The 14,529-nt window shown below is 50.2% G+C and carries 17 protein-coding genes; 14 read left to right on the top strand and 3 right to left on the bottom strand.

Going from position 1 to position 14,529, the window contains the following annotated elements; genetic code table 11:
• The first annotated feature begins 2 nt into the window (after positions 1-2).
• From MMW58_RS19890 to MMW58_RS19825, 14 genes are all read left to right on the top strand, one after another.
• A complete protein-coding gene (locus MMW58_RS19890; protein ID WP_042944995.1) occupies positions 3-371 on the top strand; it encodes a phage tail tube protein in 369 nt (122 codons plus the stop codon).
• A 3-nt stretch (positions 372-374) separates the two neighbouring features.
• A complete protein-coding gene (locus MMW58_RS19885) occupies positions 375-653 on the top strand; it encodes a phage tail assembly protein (protein WP_143967232.1) in 279 nt (92 codons plus the stop codon).
• A 144-nt stretch (positions 654-797) separates the two neighbouring features.
• The gene (locus tag MMW58_RS19880) at positions 798-2,579 is read left to right on the top strand and encodes a lytic transglycosylase domain-containing protein (RefSeq protein ID WP_241721933.1); all 1,782 of its coding nucleotides are present in this window, start codon (positions 798-800) and stop codon (positions 2,577-2,579) included.
• A gap of 46 nt (positions 2,580-2,625) precedes the next feature.
• Positions 2,626-3,192 (top strand): hypothetical protein, encoded by a 567-nt coding sequence (locus tag MMW58_RS19875; RefSeq protein ID WP_241721932.1) that lies wholly within the window; start codon positions 2,626-2,628, stop codon positions 3,190-3,192.
• A gap of 56 nt (positions 3,193-3,248) precedes the next feature.
• Positions 3,249-4,649 (top strand): DNA circularization protein, encoded by a 1,401-nt coding sequence (locus MMW58_RS19870; protein WP_241721931.1) that lies wholly within the window; start codon positions 3,249-3,251, stop codon positions 4,647-4,649.
• Entirely contained in the window at positions 4,646-5,725 is a 1,080-nt protein-coding gene (locus MMW58_RS19865) for a phage baseplate assembly protein (RefSeq protein WP_182238981.1), read from the top strand. The genes MMW58_RS19870 and MMW58_RS19865 overlap by 4 nt, the downstream gene beginning before the upstream one ends.
• Positions 5,722-6,300: a phage baseplate assembly protein domain-containing protein gene (locus tag MMW58_RS19860; RefSeq protein WP_234537934.1), complete on the top strand. Its 579-nt coding sequence runs from the start codon at positions 5,722-5,724 to the stop codon at positions 6,298-6,300. Before MMW58_RS19865 ends, MMW58_RS19860 begins: the two co-directional genes overlap by 4 nt.
• Complete coding sequence (locus MMW58_RS19855) at positions 6,297-6,746, top strand: phage GP46 family protein (RefSeq protein ID WP_143967226.1); 450 nt, start codon at positions 6,297-6,299, stop codon at positions 6,744-6,746. The genes MMW58_RS19860 and MMW58_RS19855 overlap by 4 nt, the downstream gene beginning before the upstream one ends.
• Entirely contained in the window at positions 6,736-7,884 is a 1,149-nt protein-coding gene (locus MMW58_RS19850) for a baseplate J/gp47 family protein (protein ID WP_241721930.1), read from the top strand. Before MMW58_RS19855 ends, MMW58_RS19850 begins: the two co-directional genes overlap by 11 nt.
• Positions 7,881-8,558 carry a YmfQ family protein gene (locus tag MMW58_RS19845; RefSeq protein ID WP_241721929.1) on the top strand — a complete coding sequence of 226 codons (678 nt, stop codon included), beginning with the start codon at positions 7,881-7,883 and terminating at the stop codon, positions 8,556-8,558. Before MMW58_RS19850 ends, MMW58_RS19845 begins: the two co-directional genes overlap by 4 nt.
• Positions 8,559-8,615: 57 nt before the next feature.
• Positions 8,616-9,341, top strand: coding sequence for a tail fiber protein (locus MMW58_RS19840; RefSeq protein WP_241721928.1), 726 nt, complete (start codon positions 8,616-8,618; stop codon positions 9,339-9,341).
• An 11-nt stretch (positions 9,342-9,352) separates the two neighbouring features.
• On the top strand, positions 9,353-9,919 hold the full coding sequence (locus tag MMW58_RS19835; RefSeq protein WP_241721927.1) for a tail fiber assembly protein: 567 nt from the start codon (positions 9,353-9,355) through the stop codon (positions 9,917-9,919).
• A 23-nt stretch (positions 9,920-9,942) separates the two neighbouring features.
• Positions 9,943-12,291, top strand: a complete 2,349-nt coding sequence (locus MMW58_RS19830; protein ID WP_241721926.1) for a hypothetical protein — start codon at positions 9,943-9,945, stop codon at positions 12,289-12,291.
• 8 nt (positions 12,292-12,299) lie between these two features.
• Complete coding sequence (locus tag MMW58_RS19825) at positions 12,300-12,596, top strand: hypothetical protein (protein ID WP_241721925.1); 297 nt, start codon at positions 12,300-12,302, stop codon at positions 12,594-12,596.
• Positions 12,597-12,614: 18 nt separating this feature from the next.
• On the opposite strand, the gene MMW58_RS19820 is transcribed toward MMW58_RS19825, so the two are convergent.
• Genes MMW58_RS19820 through MMW58_RS19810 form a run of 3 tightly spaced genes read right to left on the bottom strand, consistent with a single transcriptional unit; the run spans position 12,615 to position 14,476 of the window.
• Complete coding sequence (locus MMW58_RS19820) at positions 12,615-12,845, bottom strand: hypothetical protein (protein ID WP_241721924.1); 231 nt, start codon at positions 12,843-12,845, stop codon at positions 12,615-12,617.
• A 2-nt stretch (positions 12,846-12,847) separates the two neighbouring features.
• On the bottom strand, positions 12,848-13,123 hold the full coding sequence (locus MMW58_RS19815; protein WP_241721923.1) for a hypothetical protein: 276 nt from the start codon (positions 13,121-13,123) through the stop codon (positions 12,848-12,850).
• A gap of 9 nt (positions 13,124-13,132) precedes the next feature.
• Positions 13,133-14,476, bottom strand: a complete 1,344-nt coding sequence (locus MMW58_RS19810; protein WP_241721922.1) for a hypothetical protein — start codon at positions 14,474-14,476, stop codon at positions 13,133-13,135.
• Positions 14,477-14,529 lie beyond the last annotated feature (53 nt).

Here is a 14,529-nt window from a genome sequence, read left to right as displayed (position 1 = left end):
TCATGGCTGATACCTCAAACCGCCTGGCCGGTACTGCCTACGTCACCGTGGACGGAGTATCAGTCATGGTGGAAGGTTCCTTTAAATACCAGCCGTCCACCGTTAACCGCTCGACGCTGACGGGTATGGATGGTGTGCATGGTTATAAGGAAAAACCGGTTGCCGGGTATATCTCAGCACGCCTGCGTGACAGCGGCGGCACCAGTGTCCGGGATTTTAACGGGCAGACCAACGTTAACGTGATCGCCGAACTGGCTAACGGGAAAACGATTATTGGTCGTGCGCTCTGGACGGTTAACGTTCAGGAAGTGGAAAGCGAAGATGCCGTGTTTGATGTTCGCTGGGAAGGCCGCGAAGTGACGGAGAATTAATCTATGGCTGAATTAGAACGTACGAAGACCATTATTCTGACCATTCCCCTGGAAGATACCGCACAAAAAATACGTTATGAGCAGCTGGAGCTGAAGGCACCCACGTTGACTCAGGTTGAGAAGTTCTACGAAAAACAGGAATCCTCCACCTCGATTGCTGCAATGCGCCTGCTGATCGCCCTGGTGACAGACACCCGGGAAAGCGTACTGGCACCGATGGACTATGTGGATTTTTGCAAATGTAAGGAGTATCTGCTCGGTTTTTTGAACTGGAAGCCCTGACCGCGTGGCAGGAGGTGGCGGCAGACGTCACCTTCTATTTCGGGTGGAGTGACGAACGGGCGTGGGGTATGACCCAGAAACGGCTGCTCTGGTGGGGGGCGCAGGCCAAACGAATTAATAAACTGAAGTCCGGAGATCAGGACGATGAGTAATGCATTCGATTTCGAGCTGATTGCGGACGACAGGGTCAGCGCCACCATTGATGAAATCAACGAGGCCATTAAAAACCTGCTCCCTCGCCTGGACGAGACGCAGGAAAAGCTTAACCTCGGTGGTGACGAGACAGTTGATAGCCTGGATGATGTCGGCGGCCGGCTGGATAAAATGGCCCGTAGTGCACGGGATAACGTCCAGTTCATCGGAGACATCATTCCTCCACTGAAGATCGTCGGTGAGCTGGCAGGAAAAATGGCTACCTTTGGCGCGGCCGGCGTTGTCGGATTCGGCATAAAAAAGGTTGCCGACGGTTTCAGGGACGCGGCAAAAGAGGCTTACAACCTCGAAACACACGCGCAGAACACCGCTATGAGCGTTAAAGATTTTACGACGCTTTCTGGCGCCTTGCGCATTCTCGGTACGGACAGTGAGACTGCTGCTGCGTCTATTGAGGGTATTTTCAACGCATTCAATGAGGCTGCCAGCGGTAAAAATGCCGGTGTCATGGCTGCCATGTCGCAAATCGGCGCTCAGATTGAGAAGAATAGCGACGGCTCAGTTAACCTCCTCAAAACGCTTGAATCTATCGCAAACATTTACCCAACTCTCCGCCCCGACCAGCAAAAGTCTTTTGCTGATGCGGTTGGGCTTACTCCAGATCTACTAACTCTAATGCGAGAGGGGACCAAATATGCAACGCTCCTGGCGAAGGCGGAGAAGTTTGGTCTGACCGTTGATCCCGGGCTGAATAAACAGCTTTCAGATGTCAACGTGACAATGAATGAACTGGGTGCTGCCTGGGATGGACTAATCAATAAGTCAGAAAAAAAAGTTCTGAAATTTGTTATGTCTGATGGTTCCGTTAAGAACGGGCTGGAAGGTGTTACGGATTTGCTCACCAACGGTGATTTGACTGCTTTATCCCACGCCGCTGGCTTTATCAACACGGATGAAGCTGAAAAGTTACGGCGCATTCAGGGCAACAAAGAGCTTTATAACAAACTCACTCGCCGGGAACGCGGGGCGGTCGATGCCGGGTTTATGACCGATGCCGTCCGTAAACGCTATGATGCAGAATATGGGGCGATGGATGCTGCAGAGCGTCTGCGTGGTGATATGTCGGTGATTGCGCCCCAAAAAATACCCGGCAATGAAAGAATACCTTATCGCCAGAACGACAATACCAGCCAGTATGACGATCTCCTCAGTGAGGCCGGCAGAAAATATGGCGTGGACCCGCGTCTGTTGAAAGCCATCATGAAGCAGGAATCCAGGGGTGATCCATATGCTATTAGTCGAGCCGATGCTCGGGGGCTTATGCAGATTATACCTTCTAATTTTAAGTCCACAGGCATCACAGACTGGACCGATCCCCGTCAGAACATTTTCGCTGGTGCGCAGATTATGGCGGAAAACATACGGAACGCGGGCGGCAACATTCCATTAGCGTTACGTTACTACAATGGTGGCTATGATCGGAGTCGCTGGGGGAGGGAGAACGCAGCGTATCCTGGTTCGGTTTTAGGGTATTACCAGCAGATAATCAACGGTGATAATCAGGAGAACATCAATCAGAGGTCAACCCCAAACATTATTCAACCCTCCTCAGGGACAGGTGCCGTATCTGTAAACGATATTACAAAATCGTTCAAGAGCGCTATGGAGGATAACAAGCTGAAGCTCGAAATCACTACGATTAATGAAAAAGGGGACCGAAAAGTGTTTGAAACTCAGAGCGGAGGTCGGATAACCTTACCCATGAATTACTAAAATACGCAATAAATCTGGGTGAATGCTAAATTTTGGTGAGGGAAGCATGAAGAAATCTCTTTGCTCATTAATCGCAATGGCTATAGGGCTCGTCCCTCCGGCCTTGCATGCAACTGACTATACAGACAGGGCAATGAAAGCCTTTAAGATCGGCGATTGGAATATTGTTGAGTTCGCGGCAGACAGGCAGATCATTTATAAGGTAGCGACAGAGGCACTCAATCAAAATCTCAAAGAAACATACCTAAGTTTTTATCTGACAACATCTGAAAAATGTAAACCCTCCTTAGCTGAAATGAGCATGCTTATGGGGGGATATAGTGAAAACCTCGCAAATGGTCACGTGCCCCTTTCTTATAAAATTCCAGGTCAAAAAGAGGACACTGAAGCAGTAGAAACTAAAATGCTTCAAGGTGAAGAGTTCGCTTTCTTTAAATTCCAGAAGTTGTCCTTGAATAAACTAGTGAATTCAGGAAGTCGAGGAAATCTCGCTATCTGGGTTCCAGCAAGCGGCAATGGGGAGGTGCGCGGTTCATCCAATATGTACTTTTCCCTTAATGGCCTAAGCCAGGCGTACTCTGCGGCCAAAAGTCTTTGTAGTGATAACCTGTAGATATCCACAATCAATGAACCCGCCAACCGGCGGGTTTTTTTATACCTGGAGTTCAAATGCCGATTATTCAGGATGCTATTTCTTCACTGATGGGCGGGGACGTCAGTGATGACTGGCAGAGCAAGCTGCAACCCTCCAGTTTCCGGGGTGTCCCGTTTGCCGTTGTTGCTGAGGAAGGCAGTCACGGTCGCCGCCAGGCTGTGCACGAATACCCTTATCGCGACACTGCCTGGATAGAGGATATGGGGCGCGGTGTCCGACGGATTGTTATTCGTGGCTTCCTCATTCAGGACAGCCAGATGTATGGCGGCGGGGATGTTATCACCCAGCGTCAGGCGCTCATCACCGCATGTGAGGAGAAGGGCACAGGCACGTTGATTCACCCGACCCTGGGTGAAATGACGGTGGCCATACCGGAAAACGGGCTTCGGCTTTCCGGTTCTGCAGATGCCGGCCGTGTTTTTGAATTCACGTTGATGGCGATCGAGTCAGGGCTAAAGGTTTTTGCGGTCACCGGCAGCAGTGCGGCAGGAAAATCTGTTCGCACAAATTACCTGAAGTTGGTCAGCACCACCGTATTAAGCACCATCGCACGGATTAAAGGTGAAATCCGTGGCGTGACGCAGGCGATAAAAACCATCAAGAACACGATCGCTTTCTGGACAAACATGGTGGACAGCACCACCAATGAAGTGACGAATGTCAGCAACGTTCTCAAATCAACGTTCGGTAATCAGCGCTACGGGCGCTATAGCAAGGGGGAGGTGGGTGGCAGTTCATCAGGTGTAAACGGTAGCGTCTCTGCCGATGACACCGATGATTTTGAATCACTTTCCGCGCAGGTATCTGCCAGCGCCATCATGGACCGTCAGGGGATTTTTGATACCGTCACCGGCCTTGATAGCTCTGCCACGGTTGATGAGTTTGTGCAACGTACCGCTGACGTTATCAACGCGATCCTCAACTGCACCGGCGGTGTGAATGAGCGGATAACTGCGCTGGAAAAGTTAGCCAACGCCACCAGTTCAGAATATCAGCAGTCGTCAGCAGGCGCGGATATAGCGGAAAGCGTCAATGTCCTGATTATTGTTCTGTGCAGCGGCGCAATGGCGGCAGCGGCCGCTGAATCAAACCCGACGAGTCGCAACGAGGCGGAGCAGATAACCCGCCGGGTGTCGGATCAACTGGATGCCGCTCTACTGGCGACAGGCGACCGCGCCGACGATGAACTCTACAGTTCATTGTTGCTGGTCAGGTCTTCATTTCTCGACACCATGTCTGCGCTTTCAGCCAGTTTAAGCGAGCTCATGCAGTTCAATTCTGCGCAACCACTCCCCGCGCTGACGCTGGCTAATCGTTTATATCAGGATGTCGGGCGCGCTGATGAGCTGATTCAGGAATCAGACGTACCGCACCCGGCGTTTATGCCTGTTTCGATGAAGGTGTTACGACAATGAGCGATGATCAGGATGTAGTAACGCTGACAGTCGGTGACAAAAAAATAGAGGGCTGGGATTCAGTCCGCGTAACGCGATCTGTTGAGCGCTTCCCGTCTGATTTTAGCCTGGGCCTTCTGGACTATTACCCGGGCACCCACGAAAAGCAGCTGGTGGTGGAGGGGGCGCCCTGTGAGGTCCATTTCGGTGAGGACCCGGTGATAACGGGTTATGTTGACAGTTGGGAGCCTGCGATAACACGAGCCCGGCATGAGGTCCAGGCGAACGGCCGCAGCAAATGTCAGGACCTGGTGGACTGTTCTGCCGAGTGGCCGAACAACGTTATTAACCGAAGTGATGCACTGAATATCGCTTCCCGCCTGGCCTCGTGGTACGGCATCAACGTGTCATGCGATGTTGACGATCTGGTCGACGTGCCTCAGTTCACGATTAACTGGGGCGAATCTCCGCAGGAGATCATCGAACGGGTGTCCCGGTGGTCCGCGCTACTCTATTACGATTTGCCCGACGGAAACCTGCTGCTTACGCGCACAGGAACCCGACGGGCAGCCAGTGGAGTGGCGGAAGGCGAGAACGTCGAACAGGCGTACTACCGCGCCGATATGTCGGAACGATTCTCTGACTATGTTGGGGTCTCGATGAGCGTTTCGCCGATCGCCGGATTTTCTCCGGATACGGCCTATGACTCGGTAACGCTGGCCACTGCCCGTGATCCTGAAGCGGCCAGTATGCGATACCGCAAACGCATCGTTATCGTTGAAAGCACGCTGATGGCGTCGAAGCAGGCGCAGCGCGCGATCGACTGGGAGATGAACCGCCGATACGGTCGCTCGAAGCAGTTAAGCGTCACGGTAGACAACTGGCGGGATAAGGCCGGGAAATTGTGGGAGCCAAATACGCTGATCCCGGTGAATCTCCCCACGCTCAGGCTACCGGATACTGAATTGCTGATCGCCGAAGTCACTTTTATGCGGGACAGCGATGGTACGCATGCCCGGTTGACGCTGATGCCACCAGAGGCGTTTGCAGTGCAACCCTATGCGTTTTACCAGCAGATAGCAGGATTCAGCCAATGAACCAGTTTCGACATATTGCAAACCGTATTGCCAGCATGCTGGGCGTGGGGCGAGTCACTGCGATGCAGGACACTGGTGGGACCCAGTCAGTGCAGTACCAGACCCCGCTTGAGGTCGCCAGCGCACATAGACTGGCCGAGTTTGGCTTTTCTTCCGGGCTTCCCGTTGGTACTGATGTCGTGCTGGCGTTCCTGGGCGGTGATCGTTCGAATCCGGTAGTCATCGCGACCAACCATCAGGGATACCGCCATTCAGATCTGAGCCCCGGTGAAACGGTAATGTACAACCAGTGGGGGCTGTACATCCAGTTGACGGAGGACGGTATCAGCATTGACGCGAAAGGTCAGGACGTCACTGTCAATAACGCAAAAAATCTGACAGCTACCGCGACAGAACAGGTGAAACTCATTACGCCTAAATTACTGGTTACCGGTGATGTTATCGATAACTGCGAAACCAACGACAAAACGCTGAAACAGCTGCGGGACGCATATAACGATCACGACCACGAAGTTAAAGGGGTTGAACAAGGCAACGACGCCGTAACCAGCGAGAAACCGGGGGAGCAGGTATGAGTGATATTTCATCATTCTGGAATGTCGATGCGCTTCGTGCTGACTGGCGTACCGATTTCGGCGCGCTGGAAACCGGCAACGACCTGCAAACTGCAATCATCCTCAGTCTGTTCACTGATCGCCTTGCCCGCCGGGACGACGCTTATGACGGTAGCGATCGCCGTGGCTGGTGGGGGGATTCAGACGCCGATAAGCAACTGGGTAGCAGGCTGTGGTTGCTGCGCCGCGAAAAACTGACGACCAATGTTGCCATAAGGGCAGAAGAGTACGCTAAAGAGGCCCTTGACTGGCTGAAAGGCGATGGTGTCGTCAGTGATATCAGTTGCACAACGCAGATTGTCATGCCGAACAGGCTCAACCTGATTATTCGTTATCTGCCGCCGGATGGAGACTGGCAGGAGAGCGCATTTTTCTGGATCTGGGAGCAAATAAATAATGCCGTTTAAACGAAAAACGCTGAGTGAACTGCGCGAAGAAAACCGGCAGTTTATGCAGGCAGAACTAAAAAATGTTGGTGCCTTGCTTCGCTTCGGAAACCTGAAGGTTCTGGCTGATATGGATGCCGGTATGGCCCACCTGCACTATGCCTACCTGGATTATATTGCACTTCAGACAAACCCTTTTACGGCAACGGATGAATGGTTGGCGGGATGGATGGCGCTGAAGCAGACATACCGCAAAGCCGCCACAGCTTCACAGTCGTCGTCGGTAGAGGCCACAGGAACTTCGGGGGCGAGACTTCCTGCAGGAACGGTTCTTAATCGGTCTGATGGATATCAGTATGTTACTGATGCCGAACTGATTATTGGTGCAGGCAAAAAAGGTACGACAACGATCACTGCCATTTTGCCTGACCTGACTGATGACTCAACTGGTGGTGGAAGTAATGGCAACGCTGATGCAGGCACAATCCTCACTCTTGATGCGAATGTATCCGGCGTAGACAACTCACTAACGTTGGTTGACCCGGCAACCGGTGGTGCTGACATAGAAGGTGTTGAGGACTTCAGGCAGCGCGGGCTGTTGGCGTACCAAAATCCACCACAGGGGGGGAGTGACGCCGATTATAAAAAATGGGCGCTGGCAGTTTCTGGCGTGACCCGTGCATGGATAAAACGCCGGGGAATGGGGGTGGGGAGTGTTGTTATTTACATTATGTGCGATGGAAATGATACGACAAATAACGGATTTCCCACAGGGACCGATGGTGTTTCTTCTCTGGAAGACTGGGGCGCGATAAAAGCGACAGGAGACCAGAGGAGGGTGGCGGATTATATTTATCCGCTCCAGGCGGATACTGCGATCATCTATGTTTGTTCACCAATAAAAAAAATAGTCGATCTCACTATTTCAGGAATCCCTGACGCCAGCAGCGAAACTATCCAGGCAATAACAGACGCTATCAATTTACTGTTTTTTGATAACGGCAATCCGGATGGATCAGGGAAGATTTATTTATCCGATGTTAATGGCGTGCTGAGTCAGGTAGAAGGTTCAACCGGATATGTACTTGAATCCCCAACGCAGAATATTGTTCTGGATACGGGGGAGTTGCCATTACTGGGTGAGGTTAACTTTACATGAGCCTGTACTCCGTAGACGATTATACGCGCGCATTAAGTGCATTGTTGCCAGCCGGTCTCGCATGGTCACGTGATGTTAAAAGTACTCAGCATGCGACACTCAGGGCGCTGGGAGGTTCATTCGCTCGTTCTGACACCGATTCGCAGGCGCTGCTGAGTAGTGGCTTCCCCTCAACTGCATTGATGATGCTTTCTGAGTGGGAAAATACGCTTGGCCTTCCCGATGATTGCGCCATTGGTGAGATTGGAAGTATCAGCGAACGGCAGCGGGCCATTGTTTCAAAGCTTATCAGTACCGGCGGTCTGAATCGTGCTTATTACATCACTGTGGCTGCCGCCCTGGGCTATGAAATCACCATAAACCAGTTCCGGCCTGCGATGTGCGGGATGTCTGTCTGTGATGAGCCGATAAATGGTGAGGAATGGCCGTTTACCTGGCAGATTAACGTTCCTGATTCATCGGTAAGATATTCATATGCGGGCACTACCTTTTGCGGTGATGCGATGGCGTCATGGGGGGACAAGCAATTTGAGTGCTCGATAACGAAAATAGCACCGTCTCATATTAATATTATTTTCGCGTATGGATTGGATGCTGAGCTGAATACTCCGGAATATCGCATGATATTTGATATTGCCATGAACAGAGAGTGGCCTGAATATCATGTTTTCTGATTAACTCCACTGAAATAATGAATTTAAATGTAGATATTCTAATTTACAGGTATCCCCATGCTAAAAATAAGTGACGTAGAACCTCTCACTGCCCTTGATGGACTTTTTACTAATGGGAAAGTAGCAAGCGGTATTGCACCAACAAGACTGGTGGCTGAGTGGTTTAATGCAATTCAAACTGAGCTGGTAAATGTAGTCGAGGGGTTTGGCGTTACATTAAATCCAGATGATTCTACTCAGATTTTACAGATATTAAAAACGATATCGTTCGCAACTATACCCACGGGTACTCCTATTCCCTGGCCATCTGATACCTTGCCTGCCACCGGCAATTTCGCATTTATGCAAGGACAGACATTCACCCTTACGGCATACCCGTTACTGGCTGCAGCGTACCCGTCAGGTGTCATTCCAGATATGCGAAACTGGACCATCAAAGGGAAGCCGGCCACCGGGCGTGCGGTGCTGTCTCAGGAGCAAGACGGTGTTAAATCCCACTCACACACAGCGTCGGCCACATCGACCGATCTCGGTACCAAAACGACGAGCAGCAACGGGGACCACACCCACACGTGGGGATCGGCAATGCAGAAGCAGGGCGGAAGCGATCAGGAGGTTGGTAGCAATGGTGGGAGCACCTTTGGCACAACATCCACTGCAGGGGCGCACATACACTCCGTCGTTATTGGGGCCCACTCACACACAATCACGGTTGATGCCGCGGGTAATGCAGAAAACACCGTTAAAAACATCGCATTTAACTACATCGTGAGGCTCGCATAATGGTTTTTGAAATGTCTGACAAAACTCAGGTGGTAACCGTTTATCATATCAGCGACGATACGGGGGAGTTAGTGGGCGTTGAAGAATTGTCGATCCCGCCTCACACTGGCTTGCCTGCCTGCAGCACTCAAAGTTCACCACCCGAAATAGCCTCCGGAGAAACAGCGGTTTTCAATACCGCTGCGGGCCAGTGGTCCCTTATCGAGGACCATCGCGGGCAGATCGTGTACAGCACTGCATCTGGCGAGCCTGTTGAGATTTCAGCACTCGGGAGGTTACCTGAAGGGGTAACGACGAAAGCCCCTACTGGCAGCTATCAAAAATGGGGTGGTGCTAACTGGGTAAACGACCCGGAAGCTAAACACAAGGCCGAAGTAAGTAGCGCTACTGAGCTGTTAACCGAATTAATGCGTGAGGCAAACATAAAATTAGCCACTCTAAACGATGCTGTAGAACTTGGTATCCAGACCGACGAAGAAGTCACACAGTTGACTGAGTGGAAAAAATACCGCGTTGCTTTGAGCCGCATTGATACAGCTACCGCACCTGATATCGACTGGCCTGAAATTCCTGCCTGATCTGTCCCTGAGGTAAAATTATTATGCCATTTTATTTAACGGGCAACCCTGTCCCGTCGGAAAGTGTGCTCGACATTCGCGACAATTCACAGAATTTAGATCTGGCTCTCAACGACATTACATCCATTCTCTGGGCTGATCGTCTAGGGCGCAGTCGGATGACATGGTATGGCATAGAGTCTAGTTTCTCGGCAAAGCTCATCGATTTTGAGTCTCGTTTTTCCGAGAAGACGGCAGAGCAGGAAGCGATTTTTCTGAATCACATGGCAAGCCAGGAAGGTCGGTTTACCTCCCAACTGTCCGATCAGGATATGCGCTTCGATACGTTCATCGCTTCTTCTGGCTATGACATTGTTGGCGATTACACTGTGGGGAGCATTCCGGGGGGGGACCCTCTGACCATCAACGAATATAACCAGCTTATTCGTTATAACAACGAACTCTACAAACTCACGGCGGCGACGGATATCCCGTTCACTGCGTCGGGTAAAACAGACGAGACCTGGACAGCAACTGACTCTGCGCATTTTGTCTCTGTCGGTGATGCTGCTCTTCGCCAAAACCTGGGTTCAGGCGAAGGTCAGTTATTGATTGGTGCACCAGGGTTTATCGAAGAATTACGACAGGTTGAATTGTCTATTCTCGACAGCATTAAAACTGACGGCGCAATTACGTCCTTTGATGGAGGAATGGCAGACTGGATATTTGATGCTTCAAATTTAAGTAATGAGGTAATCAAATATCCCCGGCTATTTATTGCACCAGACAGAGATCCCACCGGTGCATCGGGTGCCTGGCGACTGAACGTCGGGGATATTATTAACGCTGTGCAATATGGCCTGGGCCTGACTGATGACCTCGCATACAATCGCGACGTTATTCAGCAACTGGCATACTGGAATAACGGGAAGCGTTTAATTATCCTGCCCCCCTTAACTATACGCACACTCCCGATACTGATTCAGGGGGTTGACCCGAAGATGATAGGGACGTTTGGCGCAACCGCTGGTGCGACCGGGGGTAACGGAACATGCCTGGCTATCTACGATAACGATCAGTACACCCTGGATGAAGACGGTGACCGCGTATATCAGTCTTTTTTTAAAGTCACCTCCGCCACCGCGACGGGTAAAAGTCGTGTTACGGGGCTTTTCCTCAAATATATCAAGCTCGTCTCTCTCGACTTCTACGCTAATCCGAACCGGGGTGAGTTTACCGAACGTTCAAAGCGAACCGGCTTTGAGCTCGAATACAGTGGCGGTCAGGTAGACATCAAAGGGCTGGTGACTTTTGGTTTCGAACGGTCATTTATCGGTAATGAGCTATGGGACGGAAGCGTTTTTAACTGCCGGGTTATGTATGGCTCTAATGCGGATGGAACTGTTCCGGCGGTGACCTTCGGGTCAACGGGTACTGACAACAGTAATAACCTCAGCGTGGGCCATTTCCATATTGAGTTCAGCCCGTACTCTGTCGACTTTGGTTTTTGCGAGCATATTACGTTTGATAACTTCAAGGTTGAGTCACATCGAAAAGAAGACGCCGAGCACTATGTTGTCACTATCCGCTCTGAATCCACCAAACTCCGGCTTCAGGGAATGTTTGTGACTAACCCCAGCACGCTTCATTACTTTATGCAGGATCTGGGTCGCTATACCGAAATCGACGGGTGGTGTGCTGGCGGGACGCCTAATAAAGACGATAAATATGCCGGTGTTCGCTGGTATTACGGGATGAACATCACCAACCTGTACCGCAAGAGAATATACATGAGCTTTGATAACTGCCTGCCTTCGGATGCAGCGAACGGCAGTGCGGATTACCCGGTTTATTTCGGTCATTACACTGAGTTTAAAGGACGCGCATCGGCGGCTGCTTCGGGGGTTACCACTCAGGGAACCTTTACCAGTAAAAACAGCGGGCTCATCAGTGCCGGATATTCCTGCGATATTGATATCTTCTATAACTTCAATTCGTCAGTGGAAAAAGAAGCCGGGCCGTTGGTCTATTTCAGGAATAAAAAATCAAAACTGAAAGGCGCCAAGACTGTAGAAGGCGGGACCGCCCCATTCAGACTTGTCGGGGGCGATATGGATAATGCCGCTGATACACTCGGCACTGAATGGGGGAATTCGGCAGCAGGCATTGTTTACTGCTACGGAAAAAAGACCATGTATTTAACGGCGGCGGGCAATGTGACGCAGCTAATTGGTATGGCGGGGCAGACCATTGTGCTTAAAGCTAACGTCACAGGATGCATTCTGGTTAACTCATCACTGCTTGTCACCTCAACGGGTGCCAATATCAACATGGTGGCGGGTAAGTATTACCAGTTCGTTATTGAGAGCGGCAATAAAGCGGTACAAATATAAGAGGTGAAATGATGTCATTTACCATTACCCGTAAATTAACTGTTCGTCGACATTTCCCGGCGCTTGGCGTCGAAATGCCGGGGGAAGAAATTGAAACGGACGTAACCTATACCGCCGTATCATTAACCATTAACGGAGATTGTACAGCAGATGCACAGTTTCAGATTGCGGTAGACGGGTGCTATATCCGGGGGAGCCGGGATTATCATTTTGATTATCCCGGCGAAGGGAACCCGCTGGCCGCAGCGGAGGAGGCATTGAAAGCCGAACTGGAAGCAAAGGAAACCGAAGTACTGAGCGAATAAAACTGACCCTGCCCGCCATTACTGGCGGGTTGCCTTATCACCCGGCCCTTCCTTTGCCGCCTTATTCTCTTCCTTCCTGATCAGCATCATCGCCAGCTTTGCTTCGGCAAGTTGGTTATCGTTTGCCGATTTATCCCGGGACAGGATTTGCATATGCGCATTGAGCAACGCCTCACGTGTTGTACACAGCTCGATTTCCAGTTCAACTTCGCGCTTGCTTTTTTTCATCAGATCTTCTTTAGTCGCCATTTTTATTCACCATAGAATTTAGTCAGGAACGCTTCGGCCTCGGAAACGAGGTCATCTTCATCAGCAAAGGCAAACTGTTCCGTTGATTCTAAGTACACATCACTATCAATATCAAATTTCACGGAAAAAGTTACCGCTGCTGTGTTTTTTTCATAATCCACTATTTCAGTTTTAAGAACTTCAATGTTAAGCACCGCATCGATGAATGATGAATAAGCAGGGCATATGCCCACGTAGTGGGTGTGTTTTTCTACTTTCTTTGAAACCTGAAGAGACATGTTTAATCCTCATTTATAGTTATTTAACGGAAACCAACGAGACCCGTCGCAATAAAACGTTACTGCATTTTTCACCGGAATAACAAATGAACTGGCTCCATCTTCGAATGGACCTGTCAGGGTCAATGCCTGCAATGAGCTCCGGTTTTTGATGGTTAGTGTGTGCCCCGAGTGCATGCCCGGCATTGATACGGTATTATTTGTTTCGTCAGGAGCAACGAAAGTTATACTGGCGAAAGAGCTGATCTCTGATCCAGTGGGAGTGGTTGTCGCATAAAGCTTTAATCGTTGCCAGGTGCCGGTGGGTCCCATCCCTGTCTGAAAACCATTATCATTATCTAAAACCCGTAACGAGTAGTTAGCAGAATTTTTTGCCGTAATGCCGTATGCATTATTCCAGGCATAAAAACCACTTGTTGATGATGTGTCATAGAAACCATAAACAAGGTTTCCGGCTTCCGGTGTGTTGGCAAAACCGTACATATTATGCGTGTAGTTCCTGAATCCAAACACACACGCACCACGAACCTGAACGCCCTGGCCGACATTGTATGCGCCATTGCTGACCACGTCTAATCCGTAACCCTGCCCCGCGGCCAGTGCTTTATTATTTCTCGTGTTTAATTCGATGCCTACCAGCGAATTAGAGTCCGAGTCCTCATTCAGGCTTGATATAATATTTGCGCCCCATGTTTTATTATTTGGCACTAATTTTATCAACGAGCCGTTCGCAGGAGTGCCGGTTGTCCCTTTCCCACCAACTTTGTACCACGCGTCTTCTATATAAATTGTGTTACCAGCAATACCAAGAACAAATGCTGACCAGGTGGCAGAATCATATGTAACGTTAATGATTTGTTTAACTCTGATTTTAGAAATAATATCGGAAGTTAAATCAGAACATGTTACTGATTCTGCCGTAAAAATCGTATTTGACGTGGTAAATAAAACCGGCTGACCCACGTGGTGAACGTAGAGCGAGGCCGTGCCCCGCTCTGAATTATTCGCCAATGCCGCAGAGTTAGAGAACCCACCAATGCTAGACTGAGGTTCCGAGTCATGAGGGTCCATCATATTTCTGATAGAGACAACCGGGAATCTGTCATATGGGCCATCACAGTATTTGAAAATCTTCAGTCCCATCCCTGGAAACATCATTTGGTCGTATCCGAGATAGGGAATTCTCAGCTCTGTTGCCCGAGCCCTGGCTAACGTTTCGTATGATGTCAGGTCGAAAGCATCCCGGCTTCCGCCAAAATCCATGATGCTCATTGACTCACTGTTTTTCGACTGTTGAGTCCTCGCGACCGCTCCTTCAAATGTCTGTTTAAAGGCCAGGAGCCATGAACCCATACCCTCTTCGCCTGAACCCAGGTTTACGCGAATAACCCCACCAATTTACAATC

This window comes from Klebsiella sp. HC6 (assembly GCF_022605325.1).
Taxonomy (GTDB): domain Bacteria; phylum Pseudomonadota; class Gammaproteobacteria; order Enterobacterales; family Enterobacteriaceae; genus Klebsiella; species Klebsiella terrigena.
Note: the sequence above shows the minus strand (reverse complement) of the source record. Positions and strands in the feature narration are given on the sequence as shown.